The organism is Ancylobacter amanitiformis, from assembly GCF_030814815.1.
GTDB classification, from domain to species: Bacteria; Pseudomonadota; Alphaproteobacteria; order Rhizobiales; family Xanthobacteraceae; genus Ancylobacter; species Ancylobacter amanitiformis.
In genome coordinates this window covers 23065-42954 of record NZ_JAUSVR010000026.1, presented here as the reverse complement: position 1 = coordinate 42954, position 19890 = coordinate 23065, and the positions used below count along the sequence as shown (strand labels likewise).

Sequence of the window (19890 nt, the reverse complement as noted above, 5' to 3'; positions counted from 1 at the left end):
GCTCGCTCAGCAGGAACAAATCACCCATGCCAGCCTCCTCAAGGGAGACTGTGAATCACAACTCAAGGCAGATTAATAGGTCCTGAGCCTAGCGCGCCGGGATGTCGGCCCAGGGCGCCCCGGTGCGCAGGCGCCAGAAAAGGCCGTTCAAAACGCGCCGGTCATCCACCCGCGCAACACCGCGCACCTTCGTCGGCAGAAGCGGCTCAATCACCGACCACGCGAAATCCATCGACGGCTTCATAGTCGGAGGCCGCGCCGCCAGTGAAGACGACACCAAGAGGCGTCCCCGGCCGTCTGCACGGGCGTGGATTTTGCTCGTAAGGCCGCCGCGGTTTCGACTAAATCCCTCCTTCTCAGTCCCCTTTTGCGCCTGCGGCCGGAGAATGGCCGCGCACCGTGGTGCTGTCGATCATATGCTGCCAGTCATCGGTGACTGGGTCTCGGTCGCGACATTCGGATCGGACGGCCATTTGAACCGCTTGCCGAAGCTTGCCGAGAGAGGCGACAGGCTGCCCTTTGTCGGCGAGCCGGTTTCCTGCCGAATATCGACGATCGAGCGGCTCACCGAGCGGCAGCCACCGCTTATGCGATGGCGCCAGCTTCCCCGCTGTGGCGGCTTCCGCCCGCTGCCGTCGAGGCGGCCCGCGCCGGGGCTTCCATCAGCCTCTCTGGCGCTCCGGAAGGAAAGGAGCGCAGCGAAATACGCCGTCTGGTCGTCCCAGATCGCCAGATGGCTGCCGGTTTCGCTGATGAAGAGCCCGGCATCGGGAATAAGCGCGGCTTCCCGCCTTATGCTCTCGGGGTTCATCTCGTCATACCTCGCGCCCATGACCAGGGGGGTCGGAACATTCAGTTTCGGCAAATCGGCCCGCCGGTCCCACGTCTTTAGATTTCCCGTCGGGAGGAACTCTGAGGTGGTGCCGGAAATCTGGACAGGGTGTCAAGCTACTCCCGACCTGATGGATTGGTGCGGGAATGAAGACGACGAGGAAGCGCTACAGCGCGGAAGGCGCCAGCCAGCGCCAGCAGCGCGCGTCGTTGAATGTGCATCGTTTGCCCTCGTCGTGATGAGGCGGGCGCCGCCCGCCTCGTGCTTTCGCCGACTACATGACCGTCAGATGGCGACAGCTTCGAACAAGGAGTGGGTGGGCGTCAGGGCGCGCGTGGCCAGCAGGCGAAAACCCGCCCGGCTCAGCAGCCGCTCATATTCCGCCGGCTGGCGCTCCCGACCGCCGGGCGTAATAGTCCCGCAGGGACTGACCGAGCGTTGCTTCGGTCTGCGCGCGCCCGGTCCGGAGCGCGTCGTCGAGCCTTCCCCACGGCACCCAATGGCCGGGGCCTCCCTGGATCAGGGCAAGATCCCGCAGGGAATGCGACGTGTTCGATCGAAGCGTCCGCAGCAGCGCCGTCCCGGCATAGCCCGCGTCATCGGACATCGAAAATAGCCCGAAGCCTGTGCAGGCGCGCAGGACGCGCCCGGCGGCATCGGGATCGAGCCCTTCCGCCGCGGAAAATTCCTCGGCGGTGATCCGGCCGCGTTCGGCATGATCGGCCAGCGAGAACAGCGCGGCGCATCGGATCACCTGAACGATGCTCGCGCCAAAGATCATGCGGATCCTTTCGCCATAGGCGTCCTGACTCACGGTCTGTTCCGACGGAATCGCGGTGTCCGCGGAAAAGTCGGTCATATCAGTCTCCAGCGCCGTGAATGAGCGCCGGGCGCGGTGGCGCCCCCGGTCTCTTCTTCGGAAATCGTTGAGGGGCGGCGGCAGATGGCGGTGGCAGATGGCGGTGGCAGATGGCGGTGGCAGGCGGGCTCAATCGGTTGCCGCCGCGAGGATCGGCCCGCCACCGGGCTCTTGAACGAGTATCGCCGTCTTCAGCCCCTCGGGTGTGGCGGGAGTCTTGAAGGCGACCGCCTCGCCATTCCACCCGCCGAGCCGGGCCAGGTGATGGACGACGTGACTGTGAGGCAGTGTGCGGCCGGTATTCTCGCCACGGCGCACCGGCACCTGCACCGTCGTGGGATCGAACCAGACCAGCCAGACATCGGAGCCGCCGCGACTCGATCGCCCTTTGGCAATGTCGACGCGCTCGGGGCCGAGCGAAATCGCGGGCCCGGTCTTGAGCGGGCTCTTCTCGATGAGGGCCTGCATTTCACCGAGGTCATAACCGATGGCGGAGGCCCGGCCGTCCACCACCATTTGCGGCGTGAACGGGCCGGGTTCGCCGAGCTTGGGCTCATAGACGGCCTGCCGCTGCGTGTAGGCCGGCTGGCCGAACACATCCTTCCAGCCGAGATAATCCCAATAGGTCACGCTGAAGGACAGGGCGAGAACGTCGGGACGCGCCGCCAGTTTGATCAGGTTGGCATTTGCGGGCGGGCAGGAGGAACAGCCCTGGCTGGTGAACAGCTCCACCACGATGGGCTGCCGATCGGGCGTGACGAACTCCGTCGCGGAGGCTGATCCCGACAGGGCGAGCAGGGTCCCTGCCATCAGGAAGTGTAGGGGAAGGCGCATATGGTCGCTCCGGTTTCGCGTTGAGGCCCGGCACAAGGGCGTTCAACCCGTCTTCGCGATGGCGCCGCCGCTTGTTACGGACTCACGCATTCGTGTCGCGGCAGGCCGGATCGGAAGGTGCCCTGCGGCTCGTTCACGAAGCCGTGATCGCTGTAATGTGAGCAACCGTTTTGCCGTACCGCTTAGGCGAAGCACAGCAGGCAACCTGCCGGCCTTCGCATAAGGAATGCGGAGACCGGAATGCTCACTCATTCGCCTTACGAGCCGCTGCAGGCCGACACTGTTGCCGACCGGCTGGGCGGTCTGCCGCAAATGACGGAGCGTATCGGCCCGGCGGCGCAATGGCGGGTATGCGAGGTCGGTGACGGAAACCTCAACCTTGTGTTCATTGTCGAGGGCCCGGCCGGATCGGTGGTCGTGAAGCAGGCGCTGCCCTATGCGCGGGTGGTCGGCGAAAGCTGGCCGATGTCGCTCGACCGATCCTTCTTCGAGCATGAGGCCATGCTGCGTCTGGGCCGCCGTGATCCGGGCCGGCTGCCGGAGATCTACTATTTCGACCGCCACCAGGCGATCCAGGTCATGGAGCACCTTCGGCCCCATGTCATCCTGCGCAAGGGCTTGATGGCCGGGGAGCGCTACCCGCTGCTGGCCGGGCAACTCGGGCGCTATCTCGCGCGGACGCTGTTCCGGGGCTCCGACTGGGCCATGGAGACGGCTCGGCGGAAGGCTGATCTTGCCTTGTTTGCCGGCAATGTGGAACTGTGCGGCATCACCGAGGATCTGTTCTTCACCGACCCGTTCCACGACTGCGCCCGCAACAGCCACACCCCGGCTCTGGACCGCGCCGTCACGGCCATCCGCGCCGACCGCGACCTGAAGCTCGCCGCCTTCGAACTGAAGGCGCGCTTCTGCGGCAGCGCGCAGACGCTGCTGCACGGCGATCTGCATACCGGGTCGATCATGGTCTGCGCGGGTGACACCCGCGTCATCGACGCGGAATTCGCCACCTACGGGCCGATCGGCTTCGACATCGGTTCGCTGCTCGCCAATCTCTGGATGGCCGTCTTCGCCCTGCCCGGCCTTCAGCCGGACAACGAGGAGAGGCGCGCCTATCGCGACTGGATCCTCGATACGGCGGAGGCGATCTGGAATGTCTTCGTCGAGGAGTTCACGCGGCTGTGGCGCCGCGAGCGCACCGGCATTCTCGGCGGGCGGGAACTGTTCGAGGATCAGGCCGACGCGATCGGCAGCGAACTGGCCCTGAACACCATGATCGAGGGCATCTGGCGCGACGCTGTGGGTTTCGCCGGCATCGAGATCCATCGCCGCATTCTCGGCCTCGCCCATATCCCCGAATTCGAGACGATCGCCGACGAGGCGCTGCGCGCCTGCTGCGAGCATCGGGCGCTGATGGCCGGACGGGTGCTCGCGGTCGAGCGCGGGCGCTTCGCCGCGATCGGACAGGTGCGCACCCTCATCGCCCGGCTGGAGGGCCACGACCTATGACGGTCTCGCAGTCCTCCGGCACCTATGTGCGGCTGAAAGGTCCGCGCCGTTCAGCGGCGGGAAATGGCGATCCGGATGATATCGTCGGAAGGGATGGGCGTTCCCTCCCCGTCCTTCCAGGTCGGCAGATCGGGAAACGCCTCCCGCGGCAGGTCCAGCACGTTCAGGTGGCGGGCGAGGATGGCCACGGTCTCGATCGGCACGCCGACCGGGCGGCCGCCATAACCGAACCAGCCGCCAAACGGCATCACCAGCACGATATGGCCGTCGGGGGTGCGCACGACCGCCTTCACATATCCCAGAATGCGGTCGTCATAGTCCTGCATCGGCAGGCCGATCAGATCGCCGACCCGCACCTTCTGCGGAAAGCGGCGTTCCATACGCTGCTGTGGCGTCAGCCCGTCCTGCTCCGGTCCCGGCTGGGTATGCGCCCCGCCTTCCGCGCGCATCGGCTTGGTCTCTTCGGCATGGGCGGCCCCGGGCGTGCCGCCCAGAAGCAGGATCCCAAGCAGAGAATAAGCAAGTTCACGGCGCATGGCGGTTATCTCCTTCGATGATGCAAGCAGACATGTAATGTTGATTTTTATAATCATCAAGTAAATTTCGCATCATCTCTTGAACAATACAACAAAGAGAACCGAAAATGAAGAAGATGCATCCTGTTGTCATTAGGGTCATGCATTGGACAAACGCGATCGCGATGATCATCATGATCATGAGCGGGTGGAAGATTTACAATGACGAGGTCATATTCGGGTTTCTCCACTTCCCCGATGCGGTCACGCTCGGCCCCTGGGCGCAGCACGGATTGCAATGGCACTTCTTCGGCATGTGGGTTCTCGGGCTGAACGGCCTCGCCTACCTGATCTATGGCCTTGTCACCGGCCGTTTCCGCCGCCTGCTGCTGCCGATCTCGCCGCGCGAAGTCATCCGTGAGGCGCTGGCCGCGGCGCGCTTCCGCCTGCAGCATGCCGACCTCACCCATTACAATGCCGTCCAGAAGACGCTCTATGTCGGGGTGATACTGGTGATCATCCTGCAGGTGATCTCCGGTCTGGCGATCTGGAAGCCCGTCCAGTTCTCGTTCTTGACGGCGCTGTTCTACGATTTCCAGGGCGCGCGGCTCGCGCATTTCTTCGGAATGACGGCGATCTGCCTGTTCATGGTCGTGCATGTCGCCCTCGCCTTGCTGGTGCCGAAGACGCTGCTCGCCATGATCACCGGCGGGCCGCGCGTGGACGATCGCCCCGCCCGGCGCCGTGCGTCGGCCCCCGCCTCGAACATGTGAGAGCGCGCGCCATGTCCTTCCTTCGACGTCCGACCTCGCTGTTCCGCCCGCGCCGCGGCCCGGATCAGAGCCTGCTCACCGAAAACCGCGCCCTCATCGAGGATATCGACCGGCGCAAGCTGCTGCGCGGGGCCGTCAGCCTCGGGGCGCTGTCCATGCTCACCGGTTGCGACATCGCCGAGCAGAGCCAGGTGCAGAGCGCACTACGCTCGGTCTCCTCCTTCAACGACTGGGTACAGGCCAGGATCTTCGATCCGAACAAGCTGGCGCCGACCTATTCCCTCGATCAGGTGGTGAAGCCGCCGCGCTTCAACGCCTATTACGAGATCGAGAACGTCAAGCCGGTCGATCTCTCCAGCTGGAAGCTCGAACTGAGCGGGCTCATCGCCGACAAGCGCCCGTGGAGCCTCGACCAGATCCATGCGCTGCCCGAGCAGGAAGTGATCATCAAGCATATCTGCGTCGAGGGCTGGGACTATATCGGCCAGTGGTCGGGGCCCAATCTGCGGCAGTTCCTGACACAGATCGGCGCGGACCTGACGGCCAAATACGTCGCCTTCCATGGGCAGGACGACTATATGGAGAGCATCGACATGGCCTCCGCCCTGCACCCGCAGACCATCCTCGCCACCAAATATGCCGGCGAGCCGATCACCGATCCGTTCGGCGCGCCGCTGCGCCTGCGCACCGCCGTCAAGCTCGGCTTCAAGAACCCCAAATGGATCCGCGCGATCGAGGTGACGAATACCTATCCGGAGGGGTTCTGGGAGAAGCAGGGCTTCAACTGGTTCAGCGGCCTGTGAGCGCAACGAAAGGGGCCGCGCATCGGAGCGGCCCCGGCCGCGCGACCGTGAAGCCGTGATGTTCTCGTTCGGATCGGCCTTCCTTGCCGCCGCCGTCGGCCTCGTCCTGTGGACGGGCGCCGGCTATGGGTTGGCGCGCGCGCTCGGCATCCGTCGTGCCCTGGCGCTGCCGCTGGCGCCGGTTCTCGGCTGGACCGTGCAGAACGCTCTGGCGCTTGAAATCTCGCGCTGGGCCGGCAGCCCGCTCGTCGGAACCCTGGGCGCACTGGCCCTGATAAGTGGCGGCTGGTTGCTGAGCAACAGGCGTGTCGTCGAGCCGCCCGACGACACACCGACCATGCCGTTCTGGGTCTTCCTCGCCGCCGCCATTGTGGCGCTGCTGCCGGCAATGGCCGTGGTGCCGAAGGAGACGCAAGCGGGCATCGCGCTGGCGCCGGCCATCTTCGATCATTCCAAGATCGCGCTGATCGACGCGATGGTCCGTGACGGCATGCCGCCGGTCAATCCGTTCTATGGGCCGCCCGGCGAGCGCGCCGGCGTTGCCTATTACTATCTCTGGCACTTCGGGGCCGCCCAGCTTGCTGGTCTCACGGGTGCCCGTGGGTGGGAGGCCGATGCGGCGGCGAGCTGGTTCACGGCGTTCTCGACGCTGACGCTGATGGCGGGGCTGGCGCTGCGGTTCGCGCGCTCCCCGCTGGCGCCGGCGCTCGCCATCGCACTATGTGTCACAGGGTCGCTCCGCCCGGTGCTGGAAGCCGCGATCGGTGAAGACCGGCTCGCCGGCGTCCTGCGCCCGGCCACCGGCTTTGCCGGCTGGCTGTTCCAGTCGAGCTGGAGCCCCCATCATGTCGCGGCCGCCGGCGCGCTGGTGATCGCCACGCTGCTGGCGGTACGGCTGGCGGCGAATCCGCGGGTGCTGACGGCGCTCGTGCTGGGGCTGGTGGTCGCCGGCGCGTATCAGAGCTCGATCTGGGTCGGCGGCCTCGTGCTCGCCCTCGCCATGCTGGCGCTGCTGCCCCTGCTGCTGCGCAGCGTCCCCGAGGGCGGCCTGCCACTCTTTCTTCTCGCCGCGCTGGGCGCGGCCGCTCTGGCGCTGCTGCTCGCCGCTCCGCTTCTGGTCGAGCAATATCACGCTGGGGTGATGCGCGGTGGTGGCAGCCCCGTCGCGATCTCCCCCTTTCCGGTTCTCGCCGAGAATGCCGCCGGGCGCTTCGGTCGGCTTCTCGATCTTCCGGCCTATTGGCTGGTGCTGCTGGTGGTCGAATTCCCGCTGATCTATCCCGTCGGCGCGGTGGCGCTCTGGCGGTTGGCCTCGCGGCGTCATGCGCGCACGCTTTCAGGCCGCGAGGCGCGGGCACTCGGGATGTTGACGCTGGTCAGCCTTGCCTCAAGCTGGCTGCTGGTCAGTACGGTCGGCGACAATAACGACCTCGGATGGCGCGCGGTGCTGCCGGGACTCATGGTGCTGACGGTCGCGGCCGCAGCGGGTCTCGCGCGCCTCTTGGCACAGCGCGGCCGGGTCGTGGCCGGACTCGCGCTCGCCGGCTTCGCGGCGAGCCTCATAGGCGGGGTTGTCATCGCCGCCGGCAATGCGCGGGGCGAGGTGTCGCCCGACGCCGCATGGTTCGCGCGCGCGCCGGCCATGTGGGCGGCGGTGCGGCGGCATGCGCCGGCGGAGGCGCGGGTGGCGAACAATCCCGCGCTGTTCGCCACCATGACGCCGTGGCCCGTCAACATCTCCTGGGCGCTGCTGGCCGATCGCCGCTCCTGTTTCGCCGGCAACGAACTGGCGATTGCCTTCGCGCCGCTCTCGCAGCAACGGCGCGGCGAGATTTCCGACCGGTTCCTGAGGGTTTTCGCAGGCGAGGGATCGGCCGAGGATCTGCGTGCTCTGGCCGAGACCTATGGCTGCGATGTCGTCCTGCTCACCGCCCGCGACGGCGCCTGGGCGCGTGACCCGTTCGCGGGCAGCCCGCTCTATCGCCTGGTCGAAACCGAACCGGAGGCGTGGCGGGTCTATGTCACCACCCGCAATACCAGCTATCCGGCACCTTCCACCACGCCGCAGGGCAGCCAATAACGCCATGGACGATCCCCGCCAGCACATTCTTTCCATCGCGCAGGCGCGCGTGCTCTTCGTCATGGCGACGACGCATGAATACGGACCCGCGCTGCGGGCGCGGATCCATCCGCTGATCTGCGGCGTCGGGCCGGTCGAGGCGGCGGTGGCGACGGCTGCGGCACTGGCGCGGCTCGACCATGCCGGGCAATTGCCGGACGTCGTATTCACCCTTGGTTCCGCCGGCTCGCAGCGGCTCGATCATGCCGGCATCTATCAGATGGCCAGTGTCAGTTATCGGGACATGGACGCCTCACCCCTTGGCTTCGAGAAGGGTGTGACCCCGTTTCTCGACGAGCCGGCGCATATTCCGATCGCCTATCGCATCGAGGGCGTCCCCACCGCCTCGCTGGCTACCGGCGCGTCGATCGTGTCGGGCGCGAGCTACGCGGCCATCGATGCCGACATGGTCGATATGGAGAGCTTCGCCGTGCTCCGCGCCGCCCGGCGCTTCGGCGTGCCGACCATCGGACTGCGCGGCATCAGCGATGGCCGTCGCGCGCTCGCGGGCTTCGAGGACTGGACGGAATATCTGGAGGTCATCGACCACAGGCTCGCCAGTGCGCTCGACGTGTTCTCGCGGCAGATTGGCGACAGGTCCGTCGGAAATCGGACGTTTTCCTAGACCCGGAAGTTGATCCAACAGTGTTCGATGGCCATCACGAATATGGGAGACATGTAATTTTCAGAAACGCTTCGCCGAAGACATGACAGGGCCTCCATAGAAATCCGGAGCAGCTCGGAAGATGTCCGCTTTCCCGGCGCAATCGTTACTCGGGATCTTGCAGAATGGATCATCCACGCCCTGCCGGCACGCCCCCCTCGGCGTCGATCGGGGATTCCGTCGGCCAGACCGCCCTGGTGCTGCAGGGGGGCGGCGCCCTCTTCAGCGCCGCCAGCCTGAGGCCGAGATGGAACGCGGGCTATGCCGATACGCGCGCCGCGATCGCGCGGGGCATCTGGCGCGAGGAGCATGATCCGCTCGCGGGCCTGATTCTACACGAATAGCGAGAAGCGGACGGGCCATCCGGCACGCGGATGGCCCGTCTTCTCATGCCGGCAGCTTGTCCGCGAGAACGCTGCCTTTGCGGATCACCGGGGGCGTCGCCAGCAGATCGTCGGCCTGCGCCATGAGCGCGGCGGCCACCTGTCCGGCAAGATGGGCCTCGCGTCCCGTCTCGTCGTCGAAGGCGTCGAAGATGGCGAAGGTATCGCTGTCGAAACGCACCGCGAACCAAGCAATGGTGCCAGGTTCAGCCTCCACAAGGGTGCGGGCGCCGGCAAGAAAGGCAGCGACAACTTCCTCCTTGCCCGGCCGTGCCTTGAGTTCCACATAGAGCGACATGCTGGTCATGATAGTCCTCCAAGAAGCTCTGGCGCGAAGGGCAGAGACCCTTCGAGCGCACCTTTCATAGTGCCGAGTGATCCCGCACGGCCTCTTCCAGTGCCGCCTTCAGCCCAAGAAACCGTTCGTCGATCGCTGCGGGATTTTCACGGTTCAAGGTGATCATCTGCGCGCGGATCTCGCCGCCGCGAATGACCTCGAAGGCATCCGTTTCGAGACCGTCGGCAATCGCCTCGGCGACAGCGGAAGCCGGCTCGCGGGCAAAGCCGAGGTCGGGGCCGGCGCGGTTCGATGCCATCATCGGCGTGTCGGTTCCGCCGGGATAGGCGGTGAGCACGTGGATGCCCTCGCCCTTCAGCTCGCGCCGAAGCGATTCGCCAAAGCGCGCGAGGCCGGCCTTCACGGCGGCGTAGGTGGCATAGAAGGGCGCGCCGATCAGGGCGATGCCGGAGGCGACATTGACGACCGTCGCATTGCCACTCTCCCGCAGCGCCGGCAAGGCGGCGCGGGTCAGCAGGATCGGCGCCACGAGATCGACGTCGATCATCGCCTGGAGTTCCGCCTCGGGCGTATTCTCGAGCCGTCCGGCACGGACGCCGCCGGCATTGTTGACGAGGACATCGAGACCGCCAAGGGCAGCGAGTGCCCCGTTGAGCGTCGCGGCCCGGCCTTCTGCCGAGGCCACGTCGGCGACAATGCCGTGGGCGCTGAAGCCCTGCGCCTTCAACTCCTGCAGGGCCTGCGCGATGCGGTCAGCCCGCCGACCGCTGATGGCGACCTGCGCTCCCCGCGCGAGCAGGGCGCCGGCAAGGGCAAGCCCGATGCCGCTGGAGCCGCCTGTGATCAGAACGCGCTTGTTTTCAATCTTCATGGCCTCACCGCTTGATTGTCATGGATCTGGGGTTTGAGGACGCGCGCTGGTGCGTCGAACCCTGTGGCCGGCCCGAACCCTTCACGCGGCGGGCGGATAGTTCGACGGAAATAGGGCGCGCCTCGTTTCCTCGTCGCTGGTCATCTTGAACGGGTGATCCTTGCCGACCTCGCGGGCACGCGCGGCGGCCGGCCGTGCGTCAATCGTCTCGAACAGCCGCTTGAGGTGGGGGAAGGGACCGAGCGGGTCGTCCTCACCCTTGCGCACCCGCCCCGCACGGGCGAGCCACCCCCATGCCGACATATCCGCGATGGTATAATCATCCCCCATGATGAATTTCCGTCCAGCCAGACGGTCATTCAGCACCTGATAATGGCGCTCGGCTTCGCGCCGGTAGCGGTTCTTGGAATACGCCTCGCCTTCCGGCGCGGCGAACTGGAAATGGACCGCCTGGCCCGAGAACGGCCCGAGCCCACTGCCGAGGAACATGAGCCAGGACAGCATCTCCGGCCGGTCTTCTGGCCGGCCAAGGAAGGCGCCGGTCTTTTCCGCCAGATAGAGCAGGATGGCGGTCGAATCGAAGACGGCTATCTCCCGCCCGCCTGCGCCTTCCGTATCGACGATGGCCGGCACCTTGCCGTTGGGGTTGATCGCCCGAAACGGCGGCATGTGCTGCTCGCCCCTGCTGGTGTCGACCGGGACCATCTCATAGGGAAGACCCGCCTCTTCGAGAAACAGCGCGATCTTTATCGGGTTAGGCGTCGGGTGGAAGTAGAAGCGGATCATTGGAGGCTTCCTTCTGTTCGCGGAATCGCAGGCGCAGGCGGTTTCGGGGTCGGGCGCGACGCGAGCACCACCCCGGCGATGATGAGGGCGATGGTTGCGGCCTCCATCAGTGAGGGCATTTCCCCGAGCAGGGGCACGGCGAGCAGCGAGGCGCCGGCCGGCACCAGCGCGATGATGGCGGCGGCGGCTCCCGCGCCGAGCCGCGAGACGGCACGATTGAAGGTGACCACCGCCACCGCGCTCATCAGCACGCCCTGATAACCCGCCTGGAGGGCAATCTCGCTCGCCGACGCAAGCCCGAAGCGACTGAATCCCGACCCGAGATAGACCGGCAGCAGCAGGGCCGAGGACCAGAGGCAGATCAGCGCGGCGGCCTGAATCGGGGTGCGTCCGCTCCGGCTGAACAGAAGCGTGTAGATCGCCCACATGCCCGCCGCGGCGCTCAGGGCCGCGAACCCCGCCATGCTGCGCAGGCCGTCGCCGCTCGGGTTGATGGCGAGCAGACCGGCGAGGCCGGCGGCGATCGCGGCGTAGCCGGTGAAGCGCGGCGGTGTCGGGCGTTGCCTGAACATCGCCCAGCCGATGAGGCCGGCAAAAACCGGCATGAGGGTTGGCGCGACCGCGGCGGCCCGTCCTGCCGATGTCAGCTGAATGCCCAGCGCCACGAGCAGGACGAAGGGCAGGCCCCATAGCAGGGCGAAAACGAAGCCCTCGCCCCAGGCCGCGCGAGGCAGGGTTCTGCCCTTGCCGAATATGACCGGCGACAGGATCAGCGCGCCGATCCCGAAGCGGAGCGCCGCAATATCCCAGATGCCGAGTTCGCGGGTGACGCTGAACCGTGTCACCACGAACCAGCCGGAGAAGATCGCAACCGTCAGCGCCGCCCAGAGCAGGCCGGCGATTCGATGGGGGGTAAAGGAGGGCACGCGAGACCGATGGGTGTCCCGACGCGCGGCCGATGACCGGGAGCCCGGCATGGTTCAGCCCCGCGACAGCGCGCGCAGGGACGCCACGAGCATCTCGGGCGACATCCGGTTTCGATAATCGATGTCGAGCCCCACCGCCGCCACACGCCGGTTCTGGCCGACCACATAAGTGGCGGGTACCGGCAATTCCCAGCTGTCGTCCCCATTGATCTCGGGCAGGAGTTTGCCGTTCGACCGCAGAGCGTCGCGCAATTCCCCGGGAAGGGCGAAGACAAGGCCGTAACGGCGCGCGACCTGATTTCCCACATCGCTCAGAACATCGAAGGTCAGCGCGTTGCTCGCCGCGACATCGAGCGACCCGTCCGGCAGCTGGGGCGAAACGGCGACGAGGCGGGCGCCGAGTGCCGCGATCTGCGGCTGGATGGCCTGATAGGCGCGAAGCTGGAGGTTGCAATAGGGACACCAGCCCCCCCGGTAGAAGGTGACCACCGCCGGGCCGGACCGCAGAAGCTCGCCCAACGTCACACCGCCGCCGGCCGCGCTCGGAAGCGTGAAATCGGGCGCCTCATCGCCCACGCCGATGGCCTCGTCGACAGCGAAGCTGGCGCGCAACGCCTCGATCTTGGCCGCGTAGAGCGCCGGACGGCCCTCTGGTGCGGTACGCGCGAACTCGGCCCTCAGCGCCGCGAGGTCGTGGTCCAGAGACATCGGGTGTCCTTCGGCTCTCGATCGGGCGGGCGTTCGCATTTTAGTTCGATCGTTCTATAATGCGCTCATGCGCGAATGATGGCAAGGTGCCCGCAGAGCGAACGGACGGACGAAAGAATGGCCAGACCGAGGGAATTCGATGAGGGAGCGGTGCTCGATGCCGCCGTCCATTGCTTCTGGAGTCGCGGCTATGAGGCGACGTCGGTCCGCGACCTCATCGAGAGCACAGGCTTGACCGGGGCCAGCATCTACAACGCGTTCGGCGACAAGCGGGCCTTCTACCGCAAGGCGCTTGCCCACTATGTTCAGGGCAGCATCGCGGATCGCATCCGGCGCTGCGAGGGCATGGCACCGCGCGCGGCGATCGGGGCGTTCTTCGCGGAGATACTCACGCGCTCGCTGAGCGACGAGGAACACAAGGGTTGCATGCTGGTCAATGCCGCGCTGGAAGTGACGCCGCTCGACGCGGCGTTCAACGGCGACGTGGCCGACGTCCTCGCGCGGATTGAAGCCTTCTTCCTCGGACGCGTTGCCGCCGGGCAGGCCGACGGCACCATCACCAGTTCCCTGACCGCCGAGGATCTCGCCCGCCATTTGCTCGGCGTGCTGATGGGCGTGCGCGTGCTCGCCCGGGTGCGGCCGGAACGCGCGACGCTCGAGGGCGTGATTGGCGGCGCGTTCGCCCTTCTCGACGGCGGCGCGGATCGGGCCGCATAGAGCCACGCGATCGCCGCTCGTGTCACCATGTCAGGAAGCGGCGGCCGAGGCCACAGCCCGCCGCCGCCACCAGCGCGAAGGCCATAGGATACCACAAGGCCACGAAGAGCGGGCTGTCGTCGTCGCAATTGGCGGCATAGAACGTGGCGGCGATGGCGGCGGCGCCGAGGCCGGCGACGGCGCCCGTCAGGCCCGGCTGGGTGGGCGCCCCGTGGCGCAGCGCGGCGATGAGACAGATGAGCGGCGCCAGCGAGAGCAACGGGATGAGGGTGAGGCAGAACCGGGCATTGTGGCCGATCATGCTCGCCTCCCATGTTCCGGATGGACGCACCGCCAGTTCGAGGGCAACCGCGCCCGCCATCAGCACGGGAGCGACAGCCAGCGCCTTCAGCGACCGGCCGCGCCGCGCGCCGGGGCGGGACATCGTCAAAGCGAGGCCGGTGGCTCCCACGGCAAGCGCGATCGTGAGCACAAACTTGAAAAGAAACCGGACCGTTTCCAGCGCACGGTCGAAATCGGGACGAACCCCGATGAACGAATGGAACACCAGGGCCGACATCACCACGCCGCCGATCGCCGCCACCAGGAAGACGGCGCGATAGGGCCAGGATGGGGCGGCGTCCTGCGCCAGAAGCTCGATGAGTTCATCGGTCTTCACATCAGCCTCCCACGTCGCTCTCATGCCAGGAGATACGTAGAACCGTGCGCTTTCGTTACAGTCCCGTCGGCGGCTCACGTGAGGACGGGGCCGATGGCGGGCGTTGCGCGAACGACGCGGCTACCAGCGCAGCAGGTGACGGCCGCTCACATAGCCGGCAAGCGTCATCATCAATATGCCCAGGCTGTACCAGACGGCGACGAAGAGCGGGCTGTCATCCGGGCAATGCGCCGCATACCAGGTCGCACCGATCGCGCCTGCCGCCAATCCGGCCCATGCCCCGGTGCGACCGGGGTGGGTCGGCGCGCCCCGGCGAAGCACGAACAGCAGGCACAGCAGGGGCCCCGCGGCCAGCATGGGGATGGTCCGCAGGCAGAAAGCAGCGTTATGGCCGACCAGATTGGTCATCCACAGCTCGGGCGGAAGCACATAGAGTTCACTTGCGATCGCGCCGGCCGCAAGTGCCAACGCCGCACCGAGAAGCCAGCCCCAGATGCCACTGTCCGCGGCTGGTTGCGCCGTCGCCAACGTCACTCCCGCCGCGCCTATCGCCAATGGCAGCATCAGTACGAATTTGAGCGGGAAACGGAGCGTCTCGGCCGCCTGCGCGAAGTTCGGCCGCAGACCGACCATCGTGAAGAACAGCACGCCGGCGAGGACGATGCCGCAGCAAAGCGCGGCGATGTACAGCGTGCGGAACGGCCATTGCGGCGCTGCGTCCTTCGCGAGCAGATCGATGAGATCGTCCGTCTTCATGTTTCGCACTCCCGATGCGCGGATGGTTCCTTCCCACCCGAGCCTTCGCGATGTCTCAGAGGATTTCGGCAGATCACCTAGATAGGCTCAGCGACGAAATCCCGCTAGCTCCGCGCCAATATGAGCACGCCGACGAGGATAACGCCGATTCCCGTTGCGCGGGCGGGCGACATCGGCTCCCCGAGCAACTGCCAACCCGCCAGCGCCACCAGCACGAATCCGAGCGCGAGAAAAGGATAGGCAAAGGAGACCTCGATGCGGCCCAGCACGTAGAGCCACGTCAGCAGGCTGAATCCATAGCAGGCCAGCCCCGCCAGAATGGCGGGGCGAAATGCCAGATCCACGAATCCGGCGAGCACCGAACCATTCCCCGATTGGGCGGCAGATCGTGCACCTATCCGCAGCAGTATCTGCGCGAGCGCGTTGAGCGCTACGCTGGCGAGAATCAGGGCGATCAAGGCCGCACGCGTCATCCTGCTGCCACGCGCGGTCGCGCCGGTTGCTCCACCGACAGAGCCGCCAGCTCGGTCATGCCGTCGGCGAAATCGACCGCCGGCGCCCAGCCGAGTTCGCGCCGCAGCCGGGACGAGTCGGCCGTTATGTGACGGACGTCGCCGAGCCGGTACTGGCCGGTCACCACAGGCGCCGGTCCGTGCAGGGCCAACGCCAGCGCCAGCGCCATATCCCCCACGGTGCGCGGAATGCCCGAACCGACATTATAGGCCCGGACACCCTCGACATGCCGCTCGCAGGCACGCACGGTCGCAGCCGCGACGTCCCGCACATGCACGAAGTCGCGTCGTTGCCGCCCGTCCTCGAACACACGCGGCGCCTCGCCGCGCCGCAGCGCGGAGGTGAAGATGGAGGCGACACCGGCATAGGGTGTGTCGCGCGGCATGCCGGGACCGTACACATTATGGTAGCGCATCATCGCCGCTGAGCCGCCCGCCGCCCGCGCCCAGTTGGCGGCGTAGAATTCCTGTGCCGCCTTGCTGGTCGCATAGGCGTTGCGGGGATCGAAGGGTGTCTCCTCATCCACCAGCCCGACGGCGAGGGCGAGGGCGCAGATCGGGCAGGGCGGCTCGAAATCGCCGGCGGCGAGCGCGCTTTCGAGCCGTGGACCGGGCCTCACGGAGCCATGCGCGGGGCAGCGGCCGAAGCCCTCGCCATAGACCACCATGGAACTCGCCAGTGTCAGCCGCGAGACGCCCGCGCGCGCCATCCCCGCCAGAAGTTCGGCGGTGCCGACATCATTGGAGGACGCATAGTCCGGCATGTCGTCGAGATCGACGCCGAGGCCCACTTTGGCGGCAAGGTGGATGACCGCATCGACGCCGCTTACCGCCCGCGACACGAACGCCCTGTCACGCACGTCCCCCACCAGCGCCTCGACACCGCGAGGAGGCGTCCACGCGGTGCCGGAACGGTGCACGTCCGGCCGCATCGAATCGAGCGCGCGCACCTCGTGACCATGCGCGAGAAGCTGCTCGAGCACGTGCCGGCCGATGAAGCCGGCGGCCCCGGTGAGGAGGATGTGCATGACTTTCTCCCTGATCGGTCAGCGCCGCGCCACGGGAACCACCGCCGGCTCGGGACTGCGCCCCGCGCGCTGGTGCCACGCCAGGCGTATGAAGGTGGTGGATATCTTCCAGGCCGCACTCAGCCCGGCCGCGAGATTGCCGGAGACCTTGGACTGCCCCCCGCGCCGGCAGCGATGGTCGACCGGCACTTCGAGGCACCGCAGGCCGGCGCCCGCCGCGCGCATCTGCATTTCGAGGTTCCAGCCATAGGTCTGCTCGCGCATGCCGAGCGCGACGAGGCGATCGGTCCGCATCGCCCGCAGCGGCGACATGTCGGTGAAACGCACACCATAGGTGATGCGCAGGAGCACGCCCGCGAGCCGGCCGGCGACGAGTTGCTGCGGCGTCATGGAGCCGGGTTCGCGTTGTCCGCGCAGCCGCGACCCCATGACGAAATCCGCCGTGCCGGCCGCCACCGGCTCCACCACGGTGGGCAGGAAGGCGGGTACGTCGCTGCCGTCGCCGTCGAGGAAACAGACGATGTCGGTCTCGGGACCGACGGCGGCGAGCCCGGCGGCACAGGCGCGGCCATAGCCTCGCAGCGGCTGCGACACCACCCGCGCCCCAGCCGCCGCCGCTTGCCCGGCCGTGTCGTCGCGCGAGCCGTTGTCGACGACGATCACCTCGCCGACGCCCTCGGCCAGCGCCTCGCGCACGACCGCCGCGATGGCTTCCTCCTCGTCGAGGCAGGGAATGACGACCGCGACGTTTCCAAGCGCGCGCCGCTCCGTCATGCCGCACCTGCCTGCGCGGGAAGCGCGGAAGCGGCGGCGCGGCGGCGGCGCACGAAGGCGGCGGTACGCGCTGCGGGCTGGCGCGCGAGGTCAGCCGGCGCGAAGCTCAGCGGCAGCCCATCCAGTTCCCGCTCCAGCAGCGCATAGGATGCGGCGTCGTCGACATCGTACCAGGGCGCGAGCTCGACGACGGGCAGCGCGATGTCGTGGGCACGCTCCAGCGTCAGGCGGTGCACCTCCGGCGTGCTCCACGGCATGTCCGCGAACAGCTGCGGATGCGGACGGGAGAGGCCGATGAAGGTGTAGCCGCCGTCCAGCGCCGGGCTCAGCACGACCCGGTCGCCGCTCTTGAGCGCTTCGACAGCCTCCCGCAGCAGCGCCTTCGGCAAGGTCGGGCTGTCGGAATTGATAAGGATGGCTCCTGCATGTCCCAGCGCCAGCAGGTCGGCGATCCCCTTGTCGAGCCGCTGGCCGAGATCGCCTTCGCCCTGCAGCACCAGCCCGAAATCGAGCGGGAGCAGTCGGGTCAGCGCGGCTTCCGTTCCTGCCGGCGTGTAGACGGCATAGCCCTGCGCATCGCCCTCGGCGGTAAGCGCCGCGATGGTGGCGGAAAGGTCGGCGATGAAGCAGGCGGAGATTTCCGCGCATTCCTCGGGGCGCAGGGGCGGCGACAGGCGGGTCTTGGATTTGCCGGGCGCGGGCGTCTTGCAGATGATGGCCACGGCGACAGTCGACATGATGCGTGTCCTCACGTGCGGGTCAGAAGGTCGAGCGAGTCGGCAAGGTCGCGATAGAGGTCATTGGGGTCTTCAAGGCCGACGGACAGCCGCAGCAGGTCGTCCGGGCAGGGCGAGCCCTCCCCCTCGATCGAGGCGCGATGTTCGATGAGGCTCTCGATGCCGCCGAAGGACGTCGCCCGGCGCCACAGCTGCACCTGGGCGGCGGCGGCGATGGCTGCAGCGGCCCCGTCGCGCAGGCGCAGGGACAGCATGCCGCCGAAGCCGCCCGGCATCTGGCGTTTGGCGATCGCGTGGCCGGGATGGTCCGGCAGGCCGGGATAAAGGACGGCGCTGACCGCGGGGTGTCCGAGCAGCCGCTCGGCGATCCAGGCGGCGCTGCGGCTCTGCTCCTTCACGCGCAGGTCGAGGGTGCGCAGCCCCCGCGTCAGCAGCCAGGCGTCGAACGAGCCGAGTACGGCGCCCTGCTGGTCGCGCGTGTCCTTGATGCGCAGCCAGAGCTCCGAACGATCGGCGCTGGCCAAGGCGCCCGCGACCACATCCGAATGGCCGTTGAGATATTTCGTGGCGGAGTGCATCACGATGTCGACCCCGAAGAGGAGCGGGTTGGTGAGCACCGGCGTCGCCACGGTGGAATCGGCGCACACCATCGCCCCGGCCCGGTGGGCGAGATCGGACACGGCGGCGATGTCGGTCACGGTCCATAGCGGATTGCTCGGCGTCTCGATCCAGACCAGCCCGGTCCTGCCGGGGCGAAGGCTGGATCGAACCTCGTCGAGCCTCGACATGTCGACGAAGCTCACCTCGTGGCCGTGGCGATGGGCCGATTGCAACCATACGCGCAGACCCCAATACATGTCGCGCGGCGCCACGATGTGGGTCGGCGGCAGGGCCGTGAAGACGGCAACAGCCGCCGCCATTCCCGAACCGAACAGCAGGGCGTCACGCGCATGTTCGAGCTCGGCGATCTGCCGCTCGGCCTGCTGGACCGTGGCATTGTCCTTGCGGCCATAGACGTGGCCCGAGCTGTAGCCATTGTCGGGGTCCCGCGCATAGGTCGTACTCATGTCGATCGAGGGCGTCAGCGCGGTCGAGGGCGGCCGCCCGACGCCAAGCGCGCGGGTAGCCACGGTGCGGGGCATAAATCGGCGGGAGGGACGGTCGTCCATGGAACCTGCGATCGGTGGAGCAGTCGGAGCCAAACGTGATGCGGTCCGGCCGACGGTCGGATGCATGATGTCTTCTCTACGCAGGCAAAGGCGGCTTCGTTACAGCCCGGCTCTAATTTTGCGAGCCGCCCGGGTCGGGCGAGGACGGCGAGGGCGGCAACTGGTTGGCATCGCCGACGCGCCGGAAAAGCCGGAGCGCCTCCAGGCTGCGCGCCAGCAGCGCCGCCAGCAGGGCGCCGCTCAACACCGGCCAGAGCAGGAAGCTCCAGTCCGGGTCGAACTGCGCGGCGATAAGCGGGGTGATCCCCGCCGGCGGGTGAAAGCAGCGCAGCGCCATCATCAGGGCCAGCGCCACCCCCACCATGCCGGCGGTCGCAAGTTCCGAGTGCGGCCAGAGCTGGTGGCCGCATAGCGCCACCGCCCCGCAGATCATGTGGCCGCCGACAATGGCGCGGCTGCTCGACGGTGGGCTGCCCGGCGCGCCGCACACCAGGACGAGCGTCGTCGCGAAGGGAAAGGCGGCAAGTGCCGTCCCCGACGCCCGCGCCGCGACGTGCAGGGCGAAGACCGCCCCCGTGACGAGCATAGCGGCGGCGGCGATGCCGATGCGCTCGCGCCGGCGCGCCAACCTGTCCCGGTCTTCCCCCTGCATTGACGTCGCG

24 protein-coding genes and 2 pseudogenes are annotated in these 19890 nt (G+C 67.4%); 7 read left to right on the top strand and 19 right to left on the bottom strand.

The genetic code is table 11. From position 1 onward, the window contains the following. Nucleotides 1-91: 91 nt before the first annotated feature. The 5 genes and pseudogenes from QOZ99_RS21090 to QOZ99_RS21075 all read right to left on the bottom strand — a co-directional run. Nucleotides 92-244, bottom strand: a pseudogene (locus QOZ99_RS21090) (transposase); the annotation flags it as partial. Further along, a pseudogene (locus QOZ99_RS22380) lies at nt 237-437 on the bottom strand (IS5 family transposase); the annotation flags it as partial. The pseudogenes QOZ99_RS21090 and QOZ99_RS22380, both read right to left, overlap by 8 nt. After that, on the bottom strand, nt 413-811 hold the full coding sequence (locus QOZ99_RS21085) for a hypothetical protein (RefSeq protein ID WP_306891966.1): 399 nt from the start codon (nt 809-811) through the stop codon (nt 413-415). The pseudogene QOZ99_RS22380 and the gene QOZ99_RS21085, both read right to left, overlap by 25 nt. A 394-nt stretch (nt 812-1205) precedes the next feature. After that, nucleotides 1206-1691 (bottom strand): methyltransferase family protein, encoded by a 486-nt coding sequence (locus tag QOZ99_RS21080; RefSeq protein ID WP_306891965.1) that lies wholly within the window; start codon nt 1689-1691, stop codon nt 1206-1208. Between the two features lie 129 nt (nt 1692-1820). After that, nucleotides 1821-2525 (bottom strand): DUF1223 domain-containing protein, encoded by a 705-nt coding sequence (locus QOZ99_RS21075; RefSeq protein WP_306891964.1) that lies wholly within the window; start codon nt 2523-2525, stop codon nt 1821-1823. A 240-nt stretch (nt 2526-2765) separates the two neighbouring features. Between QOZ99_RS21075 and mtnK the strand changes: the two genes are divergently transcribed. Further along, entirely contained in the window at nt 2766-4031 is a 1266-nt protein-coding gene (mtnK, locus tag QOZ99_RS21070) for an S-methyl-5-thioribose kinase (RefSeq protein ID WP_306891963.1), read from the top strand. Nucleotides 4032-4081: 50 nt separating this feature from the next. Here mtnK and QOZ99_RS21065 read toward each other — a convergent pair whose 3' ends face one another. Next, nucleotides 4082-4567 carry a PRC-barrel domain-containing protein gene (locus QOZ99_RS21065; RefSeq protein WP_306891961.1) on the bottom strand — a complete coding sequence of 162 codons (486 nt, stop codon included), beginning with the start codon at nt 4565-4567 and terminating at the stop codon, nt 4082-4084. A gap of 107 nt (nt 4568-4674) precedes the next feature. Between QOZ99_RS21065 and QOZ99_RS21060 the strand changes: the two genes are divergently transcribed. The 5 genes from QOZ99_RS21060 to QOZ99_RS21040 all read left to right on the top strand — a co-directional run bounded on the left by QOZ99_RS21060 (nt 4675) and on the right by QOZ99_RS21040 (nt 9249). Beyond that, nucleotides 4675-5319, top strand: coding sequence for a cytochrome b/b6 domain-containing protein (locus QOZ99_RS21060; RefSeq protein WP_306891960.1), 645 nt, complete (start codon nt 4675-4677; stop codon nt 5317-5319). An 11-nt stretch (nt 5320-5330) separates the two neighbouring features. Then, nucleotides 5331-6122 (top strand): molybdopterin-dependent oxidoreductase, encoded by a 792-nt coding sequence (locus QOZ99_RS21055; RefSeq protein WP_306891959.1) that lies wholly within the window; start codon nt 5331-5333, stop codon nt 6120-6122. 58 nt (nt 6123-6180) lie between these two features. After that, a complete protein-coding gene (locus tag QOZ99_RS21050; RefSeq protein WP_306891958.1) occupies nt 6181-8202 on the top strand; it encodes a hypothetical protein in 2022 nt (673 codons plus the stop codon). Nucleotides 8203-8206: 4 nt separating this feature from the next. After that, nucleotides 8207-8866 carry a 5'-methylthioadenosine/S-adenosylhomocysteine nucleosidase gene (locus QOZ99_RS21045; RefSeq protein ID WP_306891956.1) on the top strand — a complete coding sequence of 220 codons (660 nt, stop codon included), beginning with the start codon at nt 8207-8209 and terminating at the stop codon, nt 8864-8866. Nucleotides 8867-9030: 164 nt separating this feature from the next. Beyond that, nucleotides 9031-9249: a DUF3734 domain-containing protein gene (locus QOZ99_RS21040; RefSeq protein ID WP_306891954.1), complete on the top strand. Its 219-nt coding sequence runs from the start codon at nt 9031-9033 to the stop codon at nt 9247-9249. Between the two features lie 43 nt (nt 9250-9292). On the opposite strand, the gene QOZ99_RS21035 is transcribed toward QOZ99_RS21040, so the two are convergent. The 5 genes from QOZ99_RS21035 to QOZ99_RS21015 all read right to left on the bottom strand — a co-directional run bounded on the left by QOZ99_RS21035 (nt 9293) and on the right by QOZ99_RS21015 (nt 12877). Continuing rightward, nucleotides 9293-9595: a putative quinol monooxygenase gene (locus tag QOZ99_RS21035; protein ID WP_306891953.1), complete on the bottom strand. Its 303-nt coding sequence runs from the start codon at nt 9593-9595 to the stop codon at nt 9293-9295. Between the two features lie 55 nt (nt 9596-9650). Then, nucleotides 9651-10457: an SDR family NAD(P)-dependent oxidoreductase gene (locus QOZ99_RS21030; RefSeq protein WP_306891952.1), complete on the bottom strand. Its 807-nt coding sequence runs from the start codon at nt 10455-10457 to the stop codon at nt 9651-9653. 81 nt (nt 10458-10538) lie between these two features. After that, entirely contained in the window at nt 10539-11243 is a 705-nt protein-coding gene (locus tag QOZ99_RS21025) for a glutathione S-transferase family protein (RefSeq protein WP_306891951.1), read from the bottom strand. After that, entirely contained in the window at nt 11240-12169 is a 930-nt protein-coding gene (locus QOZ99_RS21020) for a DMT family transporter (protein WP_306891950.1), read from the bottom strand. The genes QOZ99_RS21025 and QOZ99_RS21020 overlap by 4 nt, the downstream gene beginning before the upstream one ends. Nucleotides 12170-12223: 54 nt before the next feature. Continuing rightward, complete coding sequence (locus QOZ99_RS21015; protein ID WP_306891949.1) at nt 12224-12877, bottom strand: peroxiredoxin-like family protein; 654 nt, start codon at nt 12875-12877, stop codon at nt 12224-12226. Nucleotides 12878-13027: 150 nt separating this feature from the next. On the opposite strand from QOZ99_RS21015, the gene QOZ99_RS21010 reads away from it, so the two are divergent. Further along, nucleotides 13028-13594, top strand: a complete 567-nt coding sequence (locus QOZ99_RS21010; RefSeq protein ID WP_442320116.1) for a TetR/AcrR family transcriptional regulator — start codon at nt 13028-13030, stop codon at nt 13592-13594. A gap of 22 nt (nt 13595-13616) precedes the next feature. Here the strand turns inward: QOZ99_RS21010 and QOZ99_RS21005 are convergent, their stop codons facing one another. From QOZ99_RS21005 to QOZ99_RS20970, 8 genes are all read right to left on the bottom strand, one after another. Next, nucleotides 13617-14252, bottom strand: a complete 636-nt coding sequence (locus tag QOZ99_RS21005) for an NrsF family protein (RefSeq protein WP_306891948.1) — start codon at nt 14250-14252, stop codon at nt 13617-13619. Between the two features lie 120 nt (nt 14253-14372). After that, on the bottom strand, nt 14373-15008 hold the full coding sequence (locus tag QOZ99_RS21000) for an NrsF family protein (protein ID WP_306891946.1): 636 nt from the start codon (nt 15006-15008) through the stop codon (nt 14373-14375). A 104-nt stretch (nt 15009-15112) separates the two neighbouring features. Continuing rightward, nucleotides 15113-15466, bottom strand: a complete 354-nt coding sequence (locus tag QOZ99_RS20995) for a DMT family transporter (RefSeq protein WP_306891945.1) — start codon at nt 15464-15466, stop codon at nt 15113-15115. A gap of 11 nt (nt 15467-15477) precedes the next feature. After that, nucleotides 15478-16548 carry an NAD-dependent epimerase/dehydratase family protein gene (locus QOZ99_RS20990; protein ID WP_306891944.1) on the bottom strand — a complete coding sequence of 357 codons (1071 nt, stop codon included), beginning with the start codon at nt 16546-16548 and terminating at the stop codon, nt 15478-15480. 18 nt (nt 16549-16566) lie between these two features. Further along, entirely contained in the window at nt 16567-17322 is a 756-nt protein-coding gene (locus QOZ99_RS20985) for a glycosyltransferase family 2 protein (RefSeq protein ID WP_306891943.1), read from the bottom strand. After that, on the bottom strand, nt 17319-18059 hold the full coding sequence (locus QOZ99_RS20980; RefSeq protein ID WP_306891942.1) for a TIGR04282 family arsenosugar biosynthesis glycosyltransferase: 741 nt from the start codon (nt 18057-18059) through the stop codon (nt 17319-17321). The genes QOZ99_RS20985 and QOZ99_RS20980 overlap by 4 nt, the downstream gene beginning before the upstream one ends. 11 nt (nt 18060-18070) lie before the next feature. After that, nucleotides 18071-19201: a trans-sulfuration enzyme family protein gene (locus tag QOZ99_RS20975; RefSeq protein ID WP_370876906.1), complete on the bottom strand. Its 1131-nt coding sequence runs from the start codon at nt 19199-19201 to the stop codon at nt 18071-18073. Nucleotides 19202-19340: 139 nt separating this feature from the next. Then, entirely contained in the window at nt 19341-19880 is a 540-nt protein-coding gene (locus tag QOZ99_RS20970) for an HPP family protein (RefSeq protein WP_306891940.1), read from the bottom strand. Between the last annotated feature and the right edge of the window lie 10 nt (nt 19881-19890).